Source organism: Hyphococcus sp. D3-15 (genome assembly GCF_055809375.1).
Map to the genome: position 1 here is coordinate 398,397 of NZ_CM147910.1, position 16,675 is coordinate 415,071.

General features: G+C 61.6%; 20 protein-coding genes. 5 read left to right on the forward strand and 15 right to left on the reverse strand.

The features are described 5' to 3' along the window. Entirely contained in the window at positions 1-516 is a 516-nt protein-coding gene (locus tag AC0L8G_RS02045) for a universal stress protein (protein WP_473386317.1), read from the reverse strand. Between the two features lie 112 nt (positions 517-628). On the opposite strand from AC0L8G_RS02045, the gene AC0L8G_RS02050 reads away from it, so the two are divergent. After that, positions 629-1,153: an RNA methyltransferase gene (locus tag AC0L8G_RS02050; protein WP_473386318.1), complete on the forward strand. Its 525-nt coding sequence runs from the start codon at positions 629-631 to the stop codon at positions 1,151-1,153. Between the two features lie 70 nt (positions 1,154-1,223). On the opposite strand, the gene AC0L8G_RS02055 is transcribed toward AC0L8G_RS02050, so the two are convergent. After that, entirely contained in the window at positions 1,224-1,784 is a 561-nt protein-coding gene (locus tag AC0L8G_RS02055) for a MarR family winged helix-turn-helix transcriptional regulator (protein WP_473386319.1), read from the reverse strand. Positions 1,785-2,149: 365 nt separating this feature from the next. On the opposite strand from AC0L8G_RS02055, the gene AC0L8G_RS02060 reads away from it, so the two are divergent. Continuing rightward, positions 2,150-2,680 carry an NUDIX hydrolase gene (locus tag AC0L8G_RS02060; RefSeq protein WP_473386320.1) on the forward strand — a complete coding sequence of 177 codons (531 nt, stop codon included), beginning with the start codon at positions 2,150-2,152 and terminating at the stop codon, positions 2,678-2,680. Here the strand turns inward: AC0L8G_RS02060 and AC0L8G_RS02065 are convergent. The 13 genes from AC0L8G_RS02065 to rsmI all read right to left on the reverse strand — a co-directional run bounded on the left by AC0L8G_RS02065 (position 2,677) and on the right by rsmI (position 14,344). Continuing rightward, positions 2,677-3,384: an inner membrane-spanning protein YciB gene (locus tag AC0L8G_RS02065; protein ID WP_473386321.1), complete on the reverse strand. Its 708-nt coding sequence runs from the start codon at positions 3,382-3,384 to the stop codon at positions 2,677-2,679. The two genes, AC0L8G_RS02060 and AC0L8G_RS02065, sit on opposite strands and share 4 nt — an antisense overlap. A gap of 19 nt (positions 3,385-3,403) precedes the next feature. Further along, positions 3,404-4,531 (reverse strand): signal recognition particle-docking protein FtsY, encoded by a 1,128-nt coding sequence (gene ftsY / locus AC0L8G_RS02070; protein ID WP_473386323.1) that lies wholly within the window; start codon positions 4,529-4,531, stop codon positions 3,404-3,406. 263 nt (positions 4,532-4,794) lie between these two features. Further along, complete coding sequence (gene mtaB / locus AC0L8G_RS02075) at positions 4,795-6,063, reverse strand: tRNA (N(6)-L-threonylcarbamoyladenosine(37)-C(2))-methylthiotransferase MtaB (RefSeq protein WP_473386325.1); 1,269 nt, start codon at positions 6,061-6,063, stop codon at positions 4,795-4,797. Positions 6,064-6,124: 61 nt separating this feature from the next. Next, positions 6,125-6,562, reverse strand: a complete 438-nt coding sequence (locus tag AC0L8G_RS02080; protein WP_473386327.1) for a flagellar biosynthesis repressor FlbT — start codon at positions 6,560-6,562, stop codon at positions 6,125-6,127. 130 nt (positions 6,563-6,692) lie between these two features. Then, complete coding sequence (locus AC0L8G_RS02085) at positions 6,693-7,781, reverse strand: LptF/LptG family permease (protein ID WP_473386329.1); 1,089 nt, start codon at positions 7,779-7,781, stop codon at positions 6,693-6,695. Beyond that, positions 7,778-8,032 (reverse strand): hypothetical protein, encoded by a 255-nt coding sequence (locus tag AC0L8G_RS02090; protein ID WP_473386331.1) that lies wholly within the window; start codon positions 8,030-8,032, stop codon positions 7,778-7,780. The genes AC0L8G_RS02085 and AC0L8G_RS02090 overlap by 4 nt, the downstream gene beginning before the upstream one ends. After that, a complete protein-coding gene (locus AC0L8G_RS02095; RefSeq protein ID WP_473386333.1) occupies positions 8,029-8,958 on the reverse strand; it encodes an LptF/LptG family permease in 930 nt (309 codons plus the stop codon). The genes AC0L8G_RS02090 and AC0L8G_RS02095 overlap by 4 nt, the downstream gene beginning before the upstream one ends. A gap of 138 nt (positions 8,959-9,096) precedes the next feature. Beyond that, positions 9,097-10,065, reverse strand: coding sequence for a hypothetical protein (locus tag AC0L8G_RS02100; protein ID WP_473386335.1), 969 nt, complete (start codon positions 10,063-10,065; stop codon positions 9,097-9,099). A gap of 15 nt (positions 10,066-10,080) precedes the next feature. Beyond that, positions 10,081-11,295 (reverse strand): glycosyltransferase family 4 protein, encoded by a 1,215-nt coding sequence (locus AC0L8G_RS02105; protein ID WP_473386336.1) that lies wholly within the window; start codon positions 11,293-11,295, stop codon positions 10,081-10,083. Between the two features lie 175 nt (positions 11,296-11,470). Beyond that, positions 11,471-12,415, reverse strand: a complete 945-nt coding sequence (gene gshB / locus AC0L8G_RS02110) for a glutathione synthase (protein WP_473386337.1) — start codon at positions 12,413-12,415, stop codon at positions 11,471-11,473. Positions 12,416-12,438: 23 nt separating this feature from the next. Continuing rightward, the gene (locus AC0L8G_RS02115; RefSeq protein WP_473386338.1) at positions 12,439-12,981 is read right to left on the reverse strand and encodes a BON domain-containing protein; all 543 of its coding nucleotides are present in this window, start codon (positions 12,979-12,981) and stop codon (positions 12,439-12,441) included. Positions 12,982-13,094: 113 nt separating this feature from the next. Beyond that, on the reverse strand, positions 13,095-13,472 hold the full coding sequence (locus AC0L8G_RS02120; RefSeq protein WP_473386339.1) for a YraN family protein: 378 nt from the start codon (positions 13,470-13,472) through the stop codon (positions 13,095-13,097). Next, positions 13,469-14,344, reverse strand: coding sequence for a 16S rRNA (cytidine(1402)-2'-O)-methyltransferase (gene rsmI / locus AC0L8G_RS02125; RefSeq protein ID WP_473386341.1), 876 nt, complete (start codon positions 14,342-14,344; stop codon positions 13,469-13,471). The genes AC0L8G_RS02120 and rsmI overlap by 4 nt, the downstream gene beginning before the upstream one ends. 177 nt (positions 14,345-14,521) lie before the next feature. Between rsmI and AC0L8G_RS02130 the strand changes: the two genes are divergently transcribed. From AC0L8G_RS02130 to AC0L8G_RS02140, 3 genes are all read left to right on the forward strand, one after another. Continuing rightward, on the forward strand, positions 14,522-15,880 hold the full coding sequence (locus tag AC0L8G_RS02130; protein ID WP_473386343.1) for a penicillin-binding protein activator: 1,359 nt from the start codon (positions 14,522-14,524) through the stop codon (positions 15,878-15,880). Between the two features lie 68 nt (positions 15,881-15,948). Continuing rightward, positions 15,949-16,503, forward strand: a complete 555-nt coding sequence (locus AC0L8G_RS02135; protein WP_473386345.1) for a hypothetical protein — start codon at positions 15,949-15,951, stop codon at positions 16,501-16,503. Continuing rightward, positions 16,476-16,673, forward strand: coding sequence for a hypothetical protein (locus AC0L8G_RS02140; protein WP_473386346.1), 198 nt, complete (start codon positions 16,476-16,478; stop codon positions 16,671-16,673). Before AC0L8G_RS02135 ends, AC0L8G_RS02140 begins: the two co-directional genes overlap by 28 nt. Positions 16,674-16,675: the final 2 nt, after the last annotated feature.

The following is a 16,675-nucleotide window of genomic DNA, read 5'->3' on the forward strand; positions in this document are numbered from 1 at the left end:
CTAACCCGCCAGCCGCCGCAATTCATCGCGCGTCATGGAGCCGGGCACGACCGTCACCGGGATCGGCCGCAAGCCGAGATAGGGCGGATTTTTCGCCAGCGACGACACTAACGGCCCCGGCCCCGCCGCTTCCGCTGACGCGCCGAGCACGAGGATCGAAATAGACGGATCTTCATCGATCAGCCCGCGGATTTCTTCCGTCACCGCGCCCTCCCGGATGACGAGCTCCGGATCGACGCCGGATTGCGCTTTCACTTCCGCCGCGAATTCGCGCAACAGGGTTTCCGCCGCCTCCTCCGCCTCCGCGCGCATGGTTTCCGCAACGGTCGCCCAATGGCCGAATTCCGGCGGTTCGATAATGGCGAGCAATGTCACCAGCGCATTGGATTGTTTCGCGCGCCGCGCCGCAAAAAACGCCGCCAGCCGCGCTTCGGGCGCATCCATGGCGATCACCAGAAATTTAAACCGGTCGTCAACTGGTTTGGCGGGCTCATTCATGGCGCCAACATGCCCCATATCGCCGCCATCCGTCTACGTGCGGCCGGCGCCGCGCCCTTGACCTGACAAAGCCGGCGCGGCTAGGCCAATGCCATCGCGATTGAATGAACGGGAACAGAAACGGGCGCATATGCGGGGCTATTTCGGCATCGGATCGGAACGCATCTCCAAGGCGATGAATCTCGGCGCGGTGCTGCGCACGGCCCACGCCTTTGACGCCAGCTTTGCATTCACCGTGAACGCCCATCATTCGACCTATGACGTCAATCGCGCCGACACGTCGAAAAGCGACGCGCATCTGCCGCTTTATGAATGGGAGAGCCCGGCGGAGATCCGCTTGCCAAAGGGATGCGTGCTGGTCGGCGTCGAGCTTGATGACCGCGCGGTCGAATTGCCGAGTTTTCGCCACCCGCTCAACGCCGCCTATATACTCGGCCCGGAAAAGGGCAGTCTTTCCGCCGAGGCGATGGCGCGCTGCGCCCATCTGGTGAAAATCCCGACCCGCTTTTGCGTCAACCTCTCCATCGCGGCGGCGATCGTGATGTATGACCGCGCGATTACCATGGGAGATTTCGGCGCGCGCAAAATGACGGCGGGCGCGGGCGCGGACGAGCCGCCGCCCCTGAAGGAATGGCGCAAGCTGCAGCAACGCTGACCGGTGAACACCGCGCAAAGAAAACGCCGCCGGAATCCGGCGGCGCTCTCAATTCTGGTATTCCAAAAACCTAGCGGCGAGTTTTGCGCTTGGCTTTTTTCTTGGTTGTCTTGCGCTTGGCGGTCGTTTTGCGCTTGGCCGTGGTTTTCTTTTTCGCGGCTTTGCGGGTCGCCTTTTTCTTCGGAGCGGCAGCGCCGTCGGCCATCTTGTCGAGGGCGTCGGCATAAGCGCGAAGCGACTTCATGAACGCCGCCTGCTGGGTTTTCGGCAACACGGCGAGCGCCGCGTTTTCAGCCTTGGCGACCTTGGAATTCGCGGAGTTCAGCATGCGCTTGCCCGCAGCGGTGATCGACACGGCGTTGGCGCGCGCATCTTCTTTGGTGCGTTTGCGCGACAAAAGGCCCTTGCTCATCATGCGGGCGATCATGTCGGCCAGCGTCGAGCGGTCGATGCCGGTGTGCTGAACGAGGTCGGTCTGGCTCAGGCCGTCATTGGCGGCGACCACATGAAGCACTTCATATTGGCGCGGCGTCGGGCCGGACGAACCAACCTCTGTCGAATAAAGGTCATGGGCGTATTGCTGCGCGCGGCGCAGAAGGTGGCCCGGTGAGTTCTTGAGCGAATAAGCCATTTTATTCTCCGTTCTTGGCTCTTGATAGGCGATAAGAATATGAAAACGCCGTCTCTCGCGACATTAACCCGCCATAAAGTCCGTTTACGGCGAATATCCCGGAAGCGAGGCAAAGGCGGTGTGCGGCGCGGCGCGCGAGATCAGAAAACCGAGCGTTTTGCATGAGTCTCATGAGTGTGTAAATTAGCCGTTCGGTTAATCGCACTTGGCGCGAAAGCGCTCTTGCGGGTGGTGTGAGAAGGCGCGTCTTGTTTGACAGCATATCGCGCATCGCAATCGAAATTGCAACACTTGCGGGCGCGTTAAAATACACCTTGGACGGATATTCCGCACGCTGTCATCAACTTTTTGTCAGGACAGAAACAATGAGTGATTCCCCACATACGCCGCGCTTTACCCGAAGGATTCCGCCGGGCGACAATATGGAGCGCTCCGTATGCGCCACATGTGGATTTGTTGATTACCAGAACCCTAAGATCGTGGTGGGATCGGTGGTCGTCCATAACGGAAAAATCCTGTTGTGCAAGCGCGCTATTGAGCCGCGGCGCGGCTTTTGGACGCTGCCCGCGGGGTTCCTTGAGCTCAACGAAACCGCCGAAGCCGGCGCGGCGCGCGAAGCCCAGGAGGAGGCATGTGCGGCGATAGAGATCGAGCGCCTGCTGGCGGTCTATTCAATCCCGCGCATCTCGCAGATCCAGCTGATGTTCCGTGCGCGACTCATGTCGCCGGGCATCGCCGCCGGACCCGAAAGCGAGGCGGTCGGGCTTTATGCGTGGGACGACATCCCCTGGGCCGATCTCGCCTTTCCTTCCGTCGGCTGGGCCTTGCGGCAATATCGCGAAACCATGGACCGGACCGACTTCGCGCCTTTCACCAACCCGGTGGAGGGGCTTTAGGTTCCCGGCTTTTCGTCGCCCGGCGCCTTTTCCTCTTCCGGCATATGCTTGGCGATCAGGGGCGCCTGAAACGCGGTGAAGACGAGACTGACCGCGGTGAAGCCGAAGACCTTGAGATTGACCCAGCTCGGCTCCCCGGCGCAGGCGACGCCGCCCGACAGATCGCAATCGCGCATCAGCCAGCGCCAGGCGATCTCATTGGCGATGGCGAGGGCGGCGAAAAAGACGGCATAGCGCTTGGTCAGTACCATCCACGCATCATCGGGCATGTGCAGCGCGCCATCGAAAACAATTTTCAGAAAATTCTGGCCGGTGACGATGCCCGCCGCCAGCATCGCCGAAAACAGCGAATAAACGATCGTCGGCTTCATATAAAAGAAGGTCTTGTTGTGGAGAACCAGGGTTAGCGTTCCCAACACGCCAACGATCACGCCGGTGATCATCAGCATCGGCGCGACCCGGCGCTCTTTCCAGACCGAATAGATAAAGGCGATGAGAAAAGCCGGCATGAACAAGCCGACCGCAAGGAACATTTCCTCGCCCTCGCCGATCGACCAGTCGCGCCCGACGATCTTGCCGGCGAGCGGCGCCAGCCTGCCCCCGAGAAAATAGGCGATCATGAAGACCAGCAGCGGGCCCATATCGACCGCGAATTTCGCGCCGCCGGAAAGCTTCTGGCCCTTGGCCGTGTCGGAAACTGTCATCTCTTACCCTTACTTTCGATCAGACTGCGTCGCTCGCCGTCCCGGCAAGCGCTTTGGCGAACTCATCGGCGTTGAATTCCTGCAAATCCTCAACGCCTTCGCCGACGCCAATATAGTGAATCGGCAATTTGAACTTGTCGGCAAGCGCCACCAGCACGCCGCCCCGCGCCGTGCCGTCGAGCTTGGTCATGACGAGGCCGGTGACCCCGGCGATTTCGGTGAAGGTCTGCGCCTGGCTGAGCGCATTCTGCCCCACCGTCGCATCGAGGGTTAAGATCACATCATGGGGCGCCGTGTCATCGAGCTTCTTGATGACACGGACGATCTTCGCGAGTTCGTCCATCAGCTCTTTGCGGTTTTGCAAGCGGCCCGCCGTATCGATCATCAACACGTCGACACCCTGCGCCTGGGCCTGTTTGACCGCGTCAAAGGCAAGGCCCGCCGCGTCGGCGCCAGCCGCGCCGGAGACCACCGGAGCGCCCGTCCGCTCGCCCCAAACTGCGAGTTGCTCAATGGCGGCGGCGCGGAAGGTGTCGCCCGCCGCCAACATGACCGACTTGCCGTCATCGGCGAATTTTTTCGCCAGCTTGCCGATGGTCGTCGTCTTGCCGGCGCCATTGACCCCGACCATCAACAGAATGTGCGGCTTGTGGGCGGGGTCCACCGCAAGCGGTTTTTGCAATGGCGAAAGGGTCGCCGCGACTTCGCCCGCCAGCGCGTCGCGCACTTCCTCGCCGGTGATGTCCTTGTCGAATTTGTCCTTCGCAAGTGCGGTCGTGATCCGCGTCGCGGCAGGCACGCCGAGATCGGCGGTGATCAACAGATCCGTCAGCTCCTCCAGCGTCTCGTCATCGAGACGGCGCTTGGTGAAGATGGCGCTAACGCCTTCCGTCAGCTTGTTGGAAGACTTCGAAAGCCCGTCACGGAGGCGGGACAACCAGCCCTTTTTCTTTTCCTGCGGCGGCGATTGAACCGGCGGCGGGGCGGCCTCTTCCGCAGCCGGAGCGGCTTCTTCCGGCGCCTCCCCTTGGCTGTCCGTTGGGTCAACCGCAGGCACGTCCGCAGGAGCATCCGCCGGGGTCGCGACCTCGGTTTCGGCCTCGGGTTTTTTCTTCCCGAACAAACCTGACAAAAATTTATTCGCCACGGAGCGTCTTACCCTCTTGAAAAGTTTCTATACGTCGTAATTATCTAAGCACGGACGGAATCCTCCGCGCCGTTTATGGAGACCACTATGGCGATCGCCAAACCACAAGCCAAACCTGCCGACAAGAAAACCCAAGCCAAACCCGCTGGCAAACCTTCGCCGAAACCGGCTGGCAAACCTGGCAAGTAACAGGTCGCAATAACTTGAAAGAGCCGCCCCAAAAGGGCGGCTTTTTCCGTTTTGGGGACAGGCTTGCTGACCGCTCACGCACGCGCCCCGACCAGGGCGTCGCCGTCGCGGCCCGTAATGGCGAGCTTGATGACATCGCCGACGCCGCCCGCAGCCTCGTCGGTTCCGTCGATCCGGACCGGGGCGAAATTGCCAAGCCGGGCGCGCCCGCCGCTTTCGCGAATGGCGTATTCCGTCCGCCCGACCAGCCCGTCGAGAAATGCCGAGAGCGCCGCCTCGCCCTTGGCGCGCAACCGCGCTGCCCGCGCCTTGACTTCAGCCCGCGGCAATTGCGGCATACGCGCCGCCGGGGTTCCCACGCGCGGCGAGAACGGAAAGACATGCAAATAAGACAGGCCGGCCTCGTCGATGATATCGAGGCTGTTTTGAAACATCGCCTCCGTCTCCGTCGGGAAGCCCGCGATCAGGTCTGCGCCAAAGGCGACATCGGGACGGCGCGCCCGGACCGCGGCGCATAGGTCGATCGCCTGCTCGCGGCTATGGCGGCGTTTCATCCGCTTCAAAATGAGATTGTCGCCAGCCTGCAATGACAGATGCAGATGCGGCGCAACGCGCGCATCCCCGACGATCCGTTCAAAAAGCTCATCGTCAATTTCAGCGCCGTCAATCGAGGACAGGCGAAGGCGGTAAAGATCGGGCGCCTGATCCAGCAACGCCGCGACCAGCCGCCCGAGCCGCGGCGCGCCGTCCAGATCGCTCCCATAGGATGTGATGTCGACGCCGGTCAGCACAATCTCGCGATGGCCATTATCGACCAGCCGTCGCGCCTGCTCCACCACCTCGGCGATCGGCGCCGAACGGGAATTGCCGCGGCCATAGGGGATGATGCAAAAGGTGCAGCGGTGATCGCAGCCATTTTGAATTTGCAGGAACGCCCGCGCGCGGTCGCCATAGCCGTCGATCATATGCCCGGCGGTTTCACGCGCCGACATGATGTCATTGACCCGGATAATGTCGTCAGCGGTTTCTGCCAGGCTGCGCCATTGGGCGGCGTCGAGCTTTTCCTGATTGCCGATCACGGCGGAAACTTCGTCCATCGCAGCGAAAGCTGCTGGCTCGGTCTGCGCGGCGCAGCCGGTGACGACGATGCGCGCATCGGGCCGCTCGCGCTTTAGCCGGCGAATGCGCTGGCGCGCTGTGCGCACCGCTTCATTGGTGACGGCGCATGTATTGACGATCGCCACATCATTGCAGCCCGCGCCGTCAGCGAGACGCCGCATGGTCTCGCTCTCCGCCGAATTCAGCCGACAGCCAAATGTGATGATCTCCGCAGTATCCGCCATGGCGGGCTATTTGGGCTATATGAGCGCCCGGCACAAGGCGCGGGCCGAGATTGAAAGACCTCTAGAGCGCAGCGACTCCATTGCGCTGAACCGCCGCCGCTTCGCCGCCGGGCCGCCGCGTCCGGGCGCTGTCTGATCCCGGCCGGTCTGCCAGCGCATGATCGCGCAGGATGCGCATCACTTGATAAAAATCATGGCGCGCCACGCAATCATTGAGATCGCCGTCGAGGCGAAAATCCGGCATCGAGGCCAGCGCTTCTTTCAGGATCGCCGCCGCCTCGCCATTGGAGAGCTGACCGGAAACCGCAAGCTGGGCGATGTAATAAGCGCGCTTCAGGGGCGTCGTCGCCTCCTCCGGCTTCAGCGCATCGCGCAAGCGGAGAATATGCGCGCCCTCGGTTTTCACCCGCAGGCGCGTATTGCGTTCGCCATTTTCAACGAGGACGCCATTGATCATCAGCTCTTCGTGGGGACGCAGTTTCAGAATCAATCCGCTCATAAGCTCTCCCACCTGCCGTGATGTTGAGCATAGGCGCCAATTGCAATATTCGCAACCTATGATTGCAATATATACAACTATAGGAAGAAACTTGAGAAGTGCTTAAGCCTGCGGGCGGGGAGAAGCCGCGTCAATTCTCCATCGCGAGGATGATGGAAAAGCCGACCACCATAAAGATCGCGAGCGGGAAAAACGCCCCGATGATCGCCGGCACCACCCCCAGCGCGCCAAAGGCGAGGGCGAGGTTTTCGACAATGAAATAGGTGAAACCAAGCGCCGCGCCGGACACCGCCCGCGCCAGCAACACTCCCTGACGATGCACCCCGAAACCGGCGATCGCGCCAAGCAGGGGCATCACCAGCGTCGCCATTGGTTTTGAAAACCGGCCGAGAAGCTGGGTCATCGGGCCGCGCGTATCGGCGCGGTCCTTGTTGAGCTGGCGGATCTTGGCGGACAATTCGGGCAGGCTGGTCTGCTCCGGCTCCAGCGTCATGGCGAAGAGCAGTTCCGGATCGAGAGAGTTGGTCCAGATCACTTCCGCCGTATAGGTCACTTCCTGGGTCAGCGCATCGAGCCGGCGCACCGCATAAAGCCGCCAGGCGCCGTCTTCAAACCGCGCCGCACGCGCTTCGATCGTGCTCGCCAGCAAACCATCGGTCATATCGTAGATTGTCACGCCGGAGAGCATGACCGCATCAGCCACCCGCGCGGCGCTGTCGGCGGCGATGAATTCGCCGTCATAATTGATGCGAATGTCCGTACGCGTATCGCTTTCTGGCGGCAGGTCGACGGCGTAGTCGTTCACCTCCCAGTAATCGAGTGCTTCGGAAGCGCGCACCACGACGGTTTCATGAAAGGCGAAATGAAACAACGACACCAATCCGCAAACAAAGCCGAGCGGGAACAGGACGCGCTGCACCGACAATCCGGCGGCGCGCATGATGGTGATTTCGCTGGTATGGCTCAGCCCGGCCATGGTCAGCACCACGCCGAGCAGCGCCGCAAAAGGAATAAACTGACTGATGATTTGCGGCGTGCGCAGCGAAATATAGCGCATCACCGATTCAAATCCGGCGCCGTCGGCGGCCATGATGTCGCTCGACCGGTTGAGGAGGTCGAGCATCTGCAAAATAATCACAAAAAAGATCAACAGGCCGATGAAGCGGACGAAAAACATCTGCCCGACATAATGCATGAAGATGTGGCGCTTGAACTTCATTCAGCCGCATCCGCCGCTGCGGGCGCGGCGATACGCACCGTTTCATCTGAACGCCGCGACATGACTTTCGCCGAGCGGGCCTGGTCTATCGAGCCATTATATAAATAGGCGGAAACCATCACGAAGAGCGCGAAAATGCCGACCATGCTGATCAGCGGCGACAACTCGCCATTCGCCGCAACGACCTTGCCCCACTCCTCCAGCACTTCGTGATAGACGATCAGGATCGCCACCCCGACCACGGGTTTCAAATTCGATGCGCGCCGGCTCCGGTGACGCCCATGGCGACCGCAAGGATCGGCAGCACCAGAAATGTCAGCGGATGCAAGATGCGCCAATAAAGACCCGCGCGATAATCATCATAACGCTCCGCATTTTTCGGCTGCGTGCGCAGATAGGAGATGATTTCGCCAATGGTTGCTTCGCGTTCATCGGTGCCGCGCTCGCGGAAGACGTCAATCGCCGGCAGGTCGATCTCAAGATCGAAACTGTCTGAATCAAGAGTGCTGATCCGGTCGCCAAGCGAATTGATAATGATCTGGCGGCCATCCTGCAGCTTCAACAACAACGACGAAATCTCCGGCGTTGTCGAAATGGAGCCATAGCGCGCGGTGATCACGGTCTTGCTGCCGTCGCGGCTGCGGCGCTCTAGAAACACATCGCGGGCGTCGCGGGTTGCGGCATTGATTTCGCCGAGCCTGATGGTGACGCCGTCGCTGATCTCAATGAATTCGCCTGCTGGTATTTTGATGCCGAGCGCGCCGGAGGTCACGTCGAAACGGATCTCTTGATACTTATAGCGCGCGAAAGGCTGGACATAGGAGACCAGCAGAAAATCCAGCAGCATCAAAACGAGGACGAGCATGTAAACCGGGCGCATCAGCCGCCCGAAAGACGCGCCGGCGGAATTCAGCGCATCAAGCTCGCTCGACATGGACAAATTGCGGAAAGCCATCATGACGCCGAGAAAGACCCCGAGCGGCAGCGCCAGGCCGAGATAGTGCGGCAGCAGATTGGCGAGCATGCGCCAGACCACGTCCACCGGCCCCTGCTCGGCGAGGACGAAATCGAACAGCCGCAGCATCTGCTCCATCAGCAAAAGCATCCCTGCGACGCACAGCGCCAGGATCAGCGGCGTTGCGACGGCGCGCAGAATATAACGGTCAATAAGATGCATGGACGGAAACGCACCTGCCAGACGGCGGACAAAGCGGCGGAGAGAGAACCGCCGGAAGAGGGTCTGTAGCGAATTCCGGACCAATTCGGAAGGTGATCATGAAAAACCGCCACTTTTCAAGCCCTGGGACCTCAAGACCTACACCCGCGCCGGGGCGGCGCGATAGTCGGTCCGCGCAAGATGAGCCGTGGCGAAAAACATGGCGATATTGAAAATCTGCGACAGCCCCGCCTCAGCCACCAGCATGCCGGCCACCGCCGCCTCAGGCGCGCCGACAATCGGCGCCAGGCTCAAGGCCGCGCCAAGATAGACAATGTCCTGATTGGGCAGGAAGGGCACCCGGCTGAGCACCAGCTGCATGGCGATAAAGGTGAGGAACGCCATCACCGGCGCGCCCGGCAGCGCCGAGGCGTACATGGCGGCGTGAAGCAGAATGATCAGCGCCTGACGGGCGCCATGAACGCCAATCAGCTTCGGCATCACCCCTTTGGGCAGCGCCATCAGCTTGTCGCGGAAAATCATCACCAGCACCGACAGCGTCGCCGCAGATGCGAAGGCGAGCGCGAACAGCCAGCCAGCGCCCGGAAACGCCTCAAGCCCGGCCTTCAGGCCGCCAGTCGCCGCCAGCACCAGGATCAAAACCACAGTCGCCGCATTCGAGGCGAAGGCTGAAAGGAGATTATTGTCCTTGACGCCGATCAGGATTTTCTTGTGCGGCAAGGCCAGGCGCCGGCGGGCCCAGATCGTCAGAAAGGCCTCGCCGGAATATCCCATGACCGCAAAATTATAGACCCGCTTGCGGATGAAGACGAAGAAATGGCGCACCAGCGGCTGCGACCAGACAATTTCGTAGAGCGCCAGCTCCGAGATAGGCAGCGCCAAAAAGCGCAGCAGGAAAAACAGATAGAACCAGGGCGACACTGGCAGGGCGCCGATCACTTCGCGCCAGCCAAGATGGGTCAGCTTGTAAAGGAGATACGCGACGATTGCGGCGAGCACGCCATATTGCATGATCTTCAGCGCCCGCTGCACGTCCGGGCGCTCGCGCAAAACACGCCAATGATCACGCAGTCCGGCGCCGGCGGACTTGATAAGGGGAACGATCATTTCCGGGCGCGCGCTTTACGCTGCATGGCGGCGCGCCGCCGCTGCAGACTGCGCGTGACGCGCGGAAGGCTGGAACTCTTCAAGCGCCTCGAAATAATGACCGACCAGCTCGGCCAGAATGGCGTCCCAGCTGAAGCGGGCGCTTTTTTCGCGCGCGGCGCGCCCGAAACGCTGGCGCAAATCAGCGTCGCCCGCGAGAAGCGCCAATTGCTCTGCAAAGCCCGCCGCATTGGGCTCCGCCAGATAGCCGGTGACGTCATGCTCGATCAGGGATTTGCTGCCTGCCGCCGCCGCGCCAATCGACGGCAAGCCCGACGCCATAGCCTCCAGCGTCACATTGCCGAACGTCTCGGTGATCGACGGATTGAAGAAAATGTCGGCGCTGGCATAGGCGCGGGCCAGCCCTTCGCCCTGCTGATAGCCCGCAAACACCCCGTCCGGCAGGAGCCGCGAGAAAGTTTCGCGCTCCGGTCCGTCGCCGACAATCAGCGCCTTTAACGCCGGCGCCTTGGCTTTCGCGCGCTTGAAGGCGTCGACGAAAATATCGATGCCTTTTTCCAGCACCAGCCGCCCGACAAAGGCCGCCACCACATCATCCGCATGGAAACCATTTGCTTCGCGCCACGCCATGTCGCGCCGCGCCGGATTAAACAGCTCTCCGTCGACGCCGCGCGTCCACAGACGGATATCCTCGCCAATGCCGTCGCGCTTCAACTCTTCGACCATCGAATGCGACGGCGCATAGACATGCTCGCACCGCCCGTAAAAATACCGCATGTAGCGCGTCAGATATTTTTCGAACCAGCGCATATTGTAATAGCGCGGGTAAGTATCGAATCTGGTGTGAAACGACGCGACCGCGGGGATGCCCGCTTTGCGCGCATAATTGAGCGCGCTCAGGCCCGTGAAATCAGGCGCGGCGACATGAACAAGCGTCGGCTTGAAGGCGTCAAGCGCGCGCCGCGCCTCGCCGCGAATGCGAAAGCCCATGCGATATTCGCTGCGCTTGCCGGGCAGCGCGATGGACGGGATCGAGATCAGCGTGCCGGAATGCTGGAAGGCCGGCTTGTCATTTGTCGGCGCGAACACCAGCACCTCATGCCCCTGGCGCTCCAGATAGGCGACCAGCATGTTGAGGGCGCGCACCGGCCCGTCCATGACGTAATTATAATTGCCGGAAAACAAGGCGACGCGCAGCTTGCGATCTGTTCTCGAAAGGGGGGCGCTCATCGCTCTGCTCAACACTGCTTCGATATGGCCGGCTGCTGGTTTGGCTTGCAAGAGAGCCCCCGCCAGCCCTCTCCGGAGCGCGAAAAGAGCACTACCAGACCATATGATCAACTCCCGGGATGGGCGTGTAAACCCCGCCCGGCGCGCCGCGTCAAGTCAGGCGCCGCTACGGGCCTCAGGCCTCGCGCTGGCCTTCGATCCAGTCGATGAACAGCGCGGAAATATCAGCCCCGCCGAAGCGGCGCACTTCCTGCACGCCGGTCGGCGAGGTGACGTTGATTTCGGTCAGATAGTCGCCAATCACGTCGATCCCGGCGAAGGCGAGGCCGCGCTCGGAGAGCACCGGCCCGATCCGGTCGCAGATCTCCTGATCGCGCTCGGACATCTCCACCGCTTCAGCGCGCCCGCCCACATGCATGTTGGACCGGGTCTCCCCTTTGGCGGGCACCCGATTGATCGCGCCCACCGCCTCGCCATCGAGGAGGATGATGCGCTTGTCGCCATTGCGGACATCGGGCAGGAATTTCTGAATGATCGCCGGCTCCGCATAGGCTTCGGAGAAAAGCTCCAGCAATGCGTTGAAGTTGGAATCGTCGCTTGAAAGCTTGAACACGCCGGCGCCGCCATTGCCGTAAAGCGGCTTGACGATGACGTCGCCATGCTCGGCGCGGAAAGCACGCATCGCCTCCGCATCGCGGGTGATCAAGGTCGGCGGCGTGAGATCCTGAAAATCGAGGACAAAGAGTTTTTCCGGCGCATCGCGAATAGACCGCGGATCGTTGAGGACCAGCACTTCCGGCGTCAGGCGCTCAAGAATTTGCGCCGCCGTGATATACGCCATGTTGAAGGGCGGGTCCTGACGCACCAGCACCACATCAACCTCATGGAGGTTGATCACTTCCGGCGCCGAAAGCGTCACATGCTCGCCCTGCACACGCTGAAGGGTCTCGACCTTGCGGGCGCGGGCGCGCACGACGCCGCAATCGAGTTGCAGCATTTGCGGCTGGTAAATCCAGATCTGGTGACCGCGCCCAAACGCCTCAAGCGCCATGTCGAAAGACGTGTCCGCATTGACGTTGACCGCCTCAATGGGGTCCATCTGAATGGCGATCTTCAACATAACTGCCTGTCCTGAGAAATCTTTTACTGGGCCGCCACGCTGCGCAAGGCGACATGGCTCACCACCTTTTCCACTCCGGGGACGGTTCGCGCAAGCTCCAGCGCGCGGTCAAGGTCGCTTTGACGGCGCGATGCGCCCAGCAAATAAACCACAGCGCCGGAGACCGCGATCTTGTAATCGCCGCTCACCACGTCCTTATCCGCAATCAGCCTGGCGCGCAGGACCTGATCAATGCGCGCATCTTCAAAACCCTGACCGAATGACGTGTCGTCGCCGACGAAAACTTCGTCGATCACTTCTTTGACATTATCCGCCTTCCAGGCGTTTTCGATCAGCTTCTTGCGCCCCGCCTCGGACGGCATGGTGCCGGTCAGCATCAGGCGGCCTTCATAGAGGGTGATGTCCACATCGCTGTAATCATGCGTCCGGTCAGCGAACAGCACATTCTTCAAGTCAGCATTGCCGGCGAGATCGGAAAAGCTCTGGTCGAGATTGCGGCTGGAGGCGCAGGCGGCGAGCCCGAGCGCGGCGGCGAGAAGAAAAAGGCGGGAGACAAACTTGGTCATCAGATAACTCCTCGATGCGCGCATCATGTGGCGGCAATTCATGTCGGCCGAAAGACAATCAGCTTCCTATCGGCTGTTTCGGCCGTGAAGAAAACCGCTTGGCGCCGCCGCCTTCATTCACCTTCGCGCCAGGCGTCAGGCCGGTGACGCACATGCCAGCCCGAGACCGCGACAATATCGTAACGCATCATGCAATCTGCAAGATGGCTGTGCCGGGACAGAAACAACCCTGCGGCCTTTTCGATCCGTCGCCGCGCGCTTGCGGTCACCGCCTCGACCGCCGCATCGGCGCTGCGGCGCGCCTTCACTTCCGCAAAGACCACCAGCCGCCCGCGCCGGGCGATCAGGTCGATCTCGCCCAAAGGCGTACGATAGCGCCGCGACAGGATTGAAAAGCCTTTTATCATCAGCGCCAGCGAGGCCAGCCATTCGGCCCGGCGGCCGCCCTGCTCCGCCTTGCGGCGGCGTTCGGTTGCGCCCTCCGGCGTCACTTCGCATCCTTGAGCGCGAGCGCGCGGGCGTAAGCTTCCTTGCGCGGCACGGACAACGCTTCCGCCGCCGCAGCAGCCGCTTCCTTGACGCTCATGGTCTCAAGCGCGCGCGCAAGGAACGCGTCAATGTCGCCGCTATCCGCAGCATGGATTTCCGGCGGGTGTACGAGAATGACGATCTCGCCTTTCGGCGCCGCCTGCGCATAGGCGGCGGCGAGTTCCGACAATTCGCCTTCGCGGAATTCTTCATGCAGCTTGGTGATCTCTCGCGCGACAACCGCCTTGCGCTCGCCAAAGGCCGCCGCCATCGCCGCCAGCACATCGGCAAGGCGCGGCGCGGTTTCGTAAAAGACCAGCGTCGCCTCAATCGCGGCGAGGCCGGCGAGCGCTTTGGCTCGGGCGCCCTGCTTGGACGGCAAAAACCCGGCGAAGAAAAACCGGTCGCTCGGCGCACCGGCGGCGCACAGCGCGGCGATCCCCGCATTGGCGCCGGGCACCGGATAGACCGCAACGCCCGCATCGCGCGCCTCACGCACCAGCTTGTATCCAGGATCGGAGATCAGCGGCGTGCCCGCATCAGAGACCAGCGCGATCACGGCGCCGTCTTGCAGCTTTTTAAGGATACCCGGCCGCACACGCGCGGCATTATGCTCATGATAGGGCGAACGGGGGGTGTCGATCCCATAGGCGCTCATCAGCTTTGCGGTCTGACGCGTGTCCTCACACAAAACCAGATCGGCGTTTTGGAGGACTTCCACGGCGCGATAGGTCATGTCGGCGAGATTGCCGATCGGCGTCGCCGTCACATAAAGGCCAGGTTCCTGCTTTATACTGGCTTTCTCACTATCGTGGCTCAAGGTCCTGTTCACCATGGATTTAGCCATGAACGGCGCTGGGGGCGGCGTCAATTGCTCCCCTGCCGTTTACATCTCAGCCGTTTACGCCGCACCCGGCGGCGGCTAATCTCGCCGCCCACGCCCCATGCCGGCAAAGGCTCTCAGCCAAGGCATAGCGGGGTCACCAGGGCAGACACGAAGGAAGTTGAGCACATGCGGTTTTCCCTCACCCCGATTTTGAAGGCCGGACTGGCGATTTCGGCGGCGCTCGCCATGGCGGCCTGCGCCACCAGCACCACATCGCCGCGCCCATCATCGGGGCCGGTCATCGCGCAGCCGGGCGTCGACTACCCGCAGCCGGATATAGACGGTGAGATTTTCGAAGAAGCCGAGCGCTATGACCGCCGCGCCTTCACCCGCCCGCCGCATATGGAAGGCGCGGAGCCTGTTCGGGTCGGCCTGCTGCTGCCTTTCTCGGCCGAAAACGAAGCCGCGCGCCGGGTCGCGTCGGCGATGTTCGACGCCGCCCAGCTCGCCGTCTTCGACGCAGGCGATCAGAATTTCCTGCTGATCCCGAAAGACACGCGCGGCGAAGCGGAAGGCGCCGCTGCGGCGGCCCGCTCTGCGCTGGCTGATGGCGCGGAAATCATTCTCGGACCGCTCTTTGCGGAATCGGTCGACGCCGCCGCCGCTGTCACCCGCGCCGCCAGCGTTCCGATGATCGCCTTTTCGTCAGACCTCAGGTCCGCCGGCAATGGCGTCTTTCTGCTGTCCTTCCCGCCGGAACTTGAAATTGCGCGGGTCACTGAATTCGCGATGACGCAGGAGATGACGCGCTTTGGCGTGCTTGCGCCGATGACCGCCTATGGCGACCGGGTTTCCGGCGCCTTCGCAGAAGAAGTCTTCGCGCGCGGCGGCGTCATCGTCCATGAAGAACGCTATGAGCAGGAACCGGACGCGATGCTCGCCCCCGCCAAACGTCTGGCGCAATATTCAAAGCAGATCATTCCGATCGAAATGCGCCATGGCTATCAGGGCGACCGCACCCAGCCGCTGGCCGAGGACGCCAGCACCGAAGCCGGCTACACCCAGGGCTATCAGGCAGTGCTGATGCCCGAACAGGGCACGTTGTTGCGCGCCCTGGCGCCGCTGCTGCCTTACTACAATGTGGACATCAACCGGGTGAAAATTCTCGGCGTATCGAGCTGGAACAATCCGCGCCTGACGCGTGAGCCCGCTTTGCGCGGCGGCTGGTTCGCGGCGCCGGAGCCGACCATCACCGCGAATTTTGAAAAACATTTCGCCGACGCTTTCGGCTCGCCGCCGCCGCGCCTTGCCTCTCTCGCTTATGACGCCACGCTGCTTTCCGCCCGCCTCGCCGCCAGCCAGCGCAAGCGCAATCGCTTTGACGCAGAGTCAATCGCCGACCCGAATGGGTATTTCGGCGCGGACGGGCTGTTCCGGCTTAATCTGAACGGCACGGTGGAACGCGGGCTCGCCATTCTGGAAATCCAGCCCGGCGGCATTCAGGTCATTGACCCGGCGCCGCGCAGCTTCGCGCCTGCTTACTAACGACGGAATGGCCGCAGGCCTTTTTGCCGACCGCATGCCGCAACAATAGTCCGTTCAAGGAGCATTTTGTGATCTGCGCCCTCCCCCGTTTTGCTCCGGCGCTCTGCGCCTTGTTCTTTGTTTCCTCCGCCCATGCGGAAGCAGCGCTCGACCACGCAACCGCGCCGCTGCTGATCGCAGCAGCGGAAAAGGCGCGCGCCAACGCGCATAACCTATACGCCTTCACGGTCGAACACTGGTCGAGCAATGGCGAGAAAGAAGCCACGGTAAAGCTGCATTACGACCCGCGCCTGCCGGAAGGCGAGCAATGGACAGTGCTGGCGCCCGCCGAGGACGATCTCGACAAGGATGCGAAAAAAGCCCTGAAGAAAATGCGCAAGGCGGAAATGCAGGACAATCCGGTTCTCTATGAAAAACTCGACGAGATGATCGAGGTCGCAGAGTTCCGCGAGGAGACTGAAACGGAAGCCGTCTTCGTGGCGCAGGTCGATGAAGACGAGTTTCCCAAAGACGCGCTGGAAGTCTACATCACGCTGAACAAGCCGCAGGCCTATGTCTCAAAAATCGAAGTGCGCTCGAAAAAGCTTTCAAGCCGATGCCGATCGCAAAAGTCGAGCATCTGATCCAGACCCAGACCTTCGCCGCGCCCCATGGCGACGAACCCGCTTTCCTCGCCACTTCCGATGGCGTGGTTGAAGGCGAAGCGATGTTCAAATCCTTCAAACAGCTCACCCATCAGGTCTTTTCCGACATTGAAAAAGTCGGCGTTATCGACCGCGAGGCCGGGGAGTAAGC

Coding starts and splice junctions, on each gene's coding strand:
- gshB (WP_473386337.1), bottom strand. CDS start 12,415: ATGTTGAAGATCGCCATTCAGATGGACCCCATTGAGGCGGTCAACGTC.
- AC0L8G_RS02100 (WP_473386335.1), bottom strand. CDS start 10,065: ATGATCGTTCCCCTTATCAAGTCCGCCGGCGCCGGACTGCGTGATCAT.
- AC0L8G_RS02115 (WP_473386338.1), bottom strand. CDS start 12,981: ATGACCAAGTTTGTCTCCCGCCTTTTTCTTCTCGCCGCCGCGCTCGGG.
- AC0L8G_RS02055 (WP_473386319.1), bottom strand. CDS start 1,784: ATGGCTTATTCGCTCAAGAACTCACCGGGCCACCTTCTGCGCCGCGCG.
- AC0L8G_RS02140 (WP_473386346.1), top strand. CDS start 16,476: ATGCCGATCGCAAAAGTCGAGCATCTGATCCAGACCCAGACCTTCGCC.
- AC0L8G_RS02080 (WP_473386327.1), bottom strand. CDS start 6,562: ATGAGCGGATTGATTCTGAAACTGCGTCCCCACGAAGAGCTGATGATC.
- AC0L8G_RS02130 (WP_473386343.1), top strand. CDS start 14,522: ATGCGGTTTTCCCTCACCCCGATTTTGAAGGCCGGACTGGCGATTTCG.
- rsmI (WP_473386341.1), bottom strand. CDS start 14,344: ATGGTGAACAGGACCTTGAGCCACGATAGTGAGAAAGCCAGTATAAAG.
- mtaB (WP_473386325.1), bottom strand. CDS start 6,063: ATGGCGGATACTGCGGAGATCATCACATTTGGCTGTCGGCTGAATTCG.
- AC0L8G_RS02085 (WP_473386329.1), bottom strand. CDS start 7,781: ATGAAGTTCAAGCGCCACATCTTCATGCATTATGTCGGGCAGATGTTT.
- AC0L8G_RS02060 (WP_473386320.1), top strand. CDS start 2,150: ATGAGTGATTCCCCACATACGCCGCGCTTTACCCGAAGGATTCCGCCG.
- AC0L8G_RS02105 (WP_473386336.1), bottom strand. CDS start 11,295: ATGAGCGCCCCCCTTTCGAGAACAGATCGCAAGCTGCGCGTCGCCTTG.
- AC0L8G_RS02095 (WP_473386333.1), bottom strand. CDS start 8,958: ATGCATCTTATTGACCGTTATATTCTGCGCGCCGTCGCAACGCCGCTG.
- AC0L8G_RS02045 (WP_473386317.1), bottom strand. CDS start 516: ATGGGGCATGTTGGCGCCATGAATGAGCCCGCCAAACCAGTTGACGAC.
- AC0L8G_RS02050 (WP_473386318.1), top strand. CDS start 629: ATGCGGGGCTATTTCGGCATCGGATCGGAACGCATCTCCAAGGCGATG.
- AC0L8G_RS02065 (WP_473386321.1), bottom strand. CDS start 3,384: ATGACAGTTTCCGACACGGCCAAGGGCCAGAAGCTTTCCGGCGGCGCG.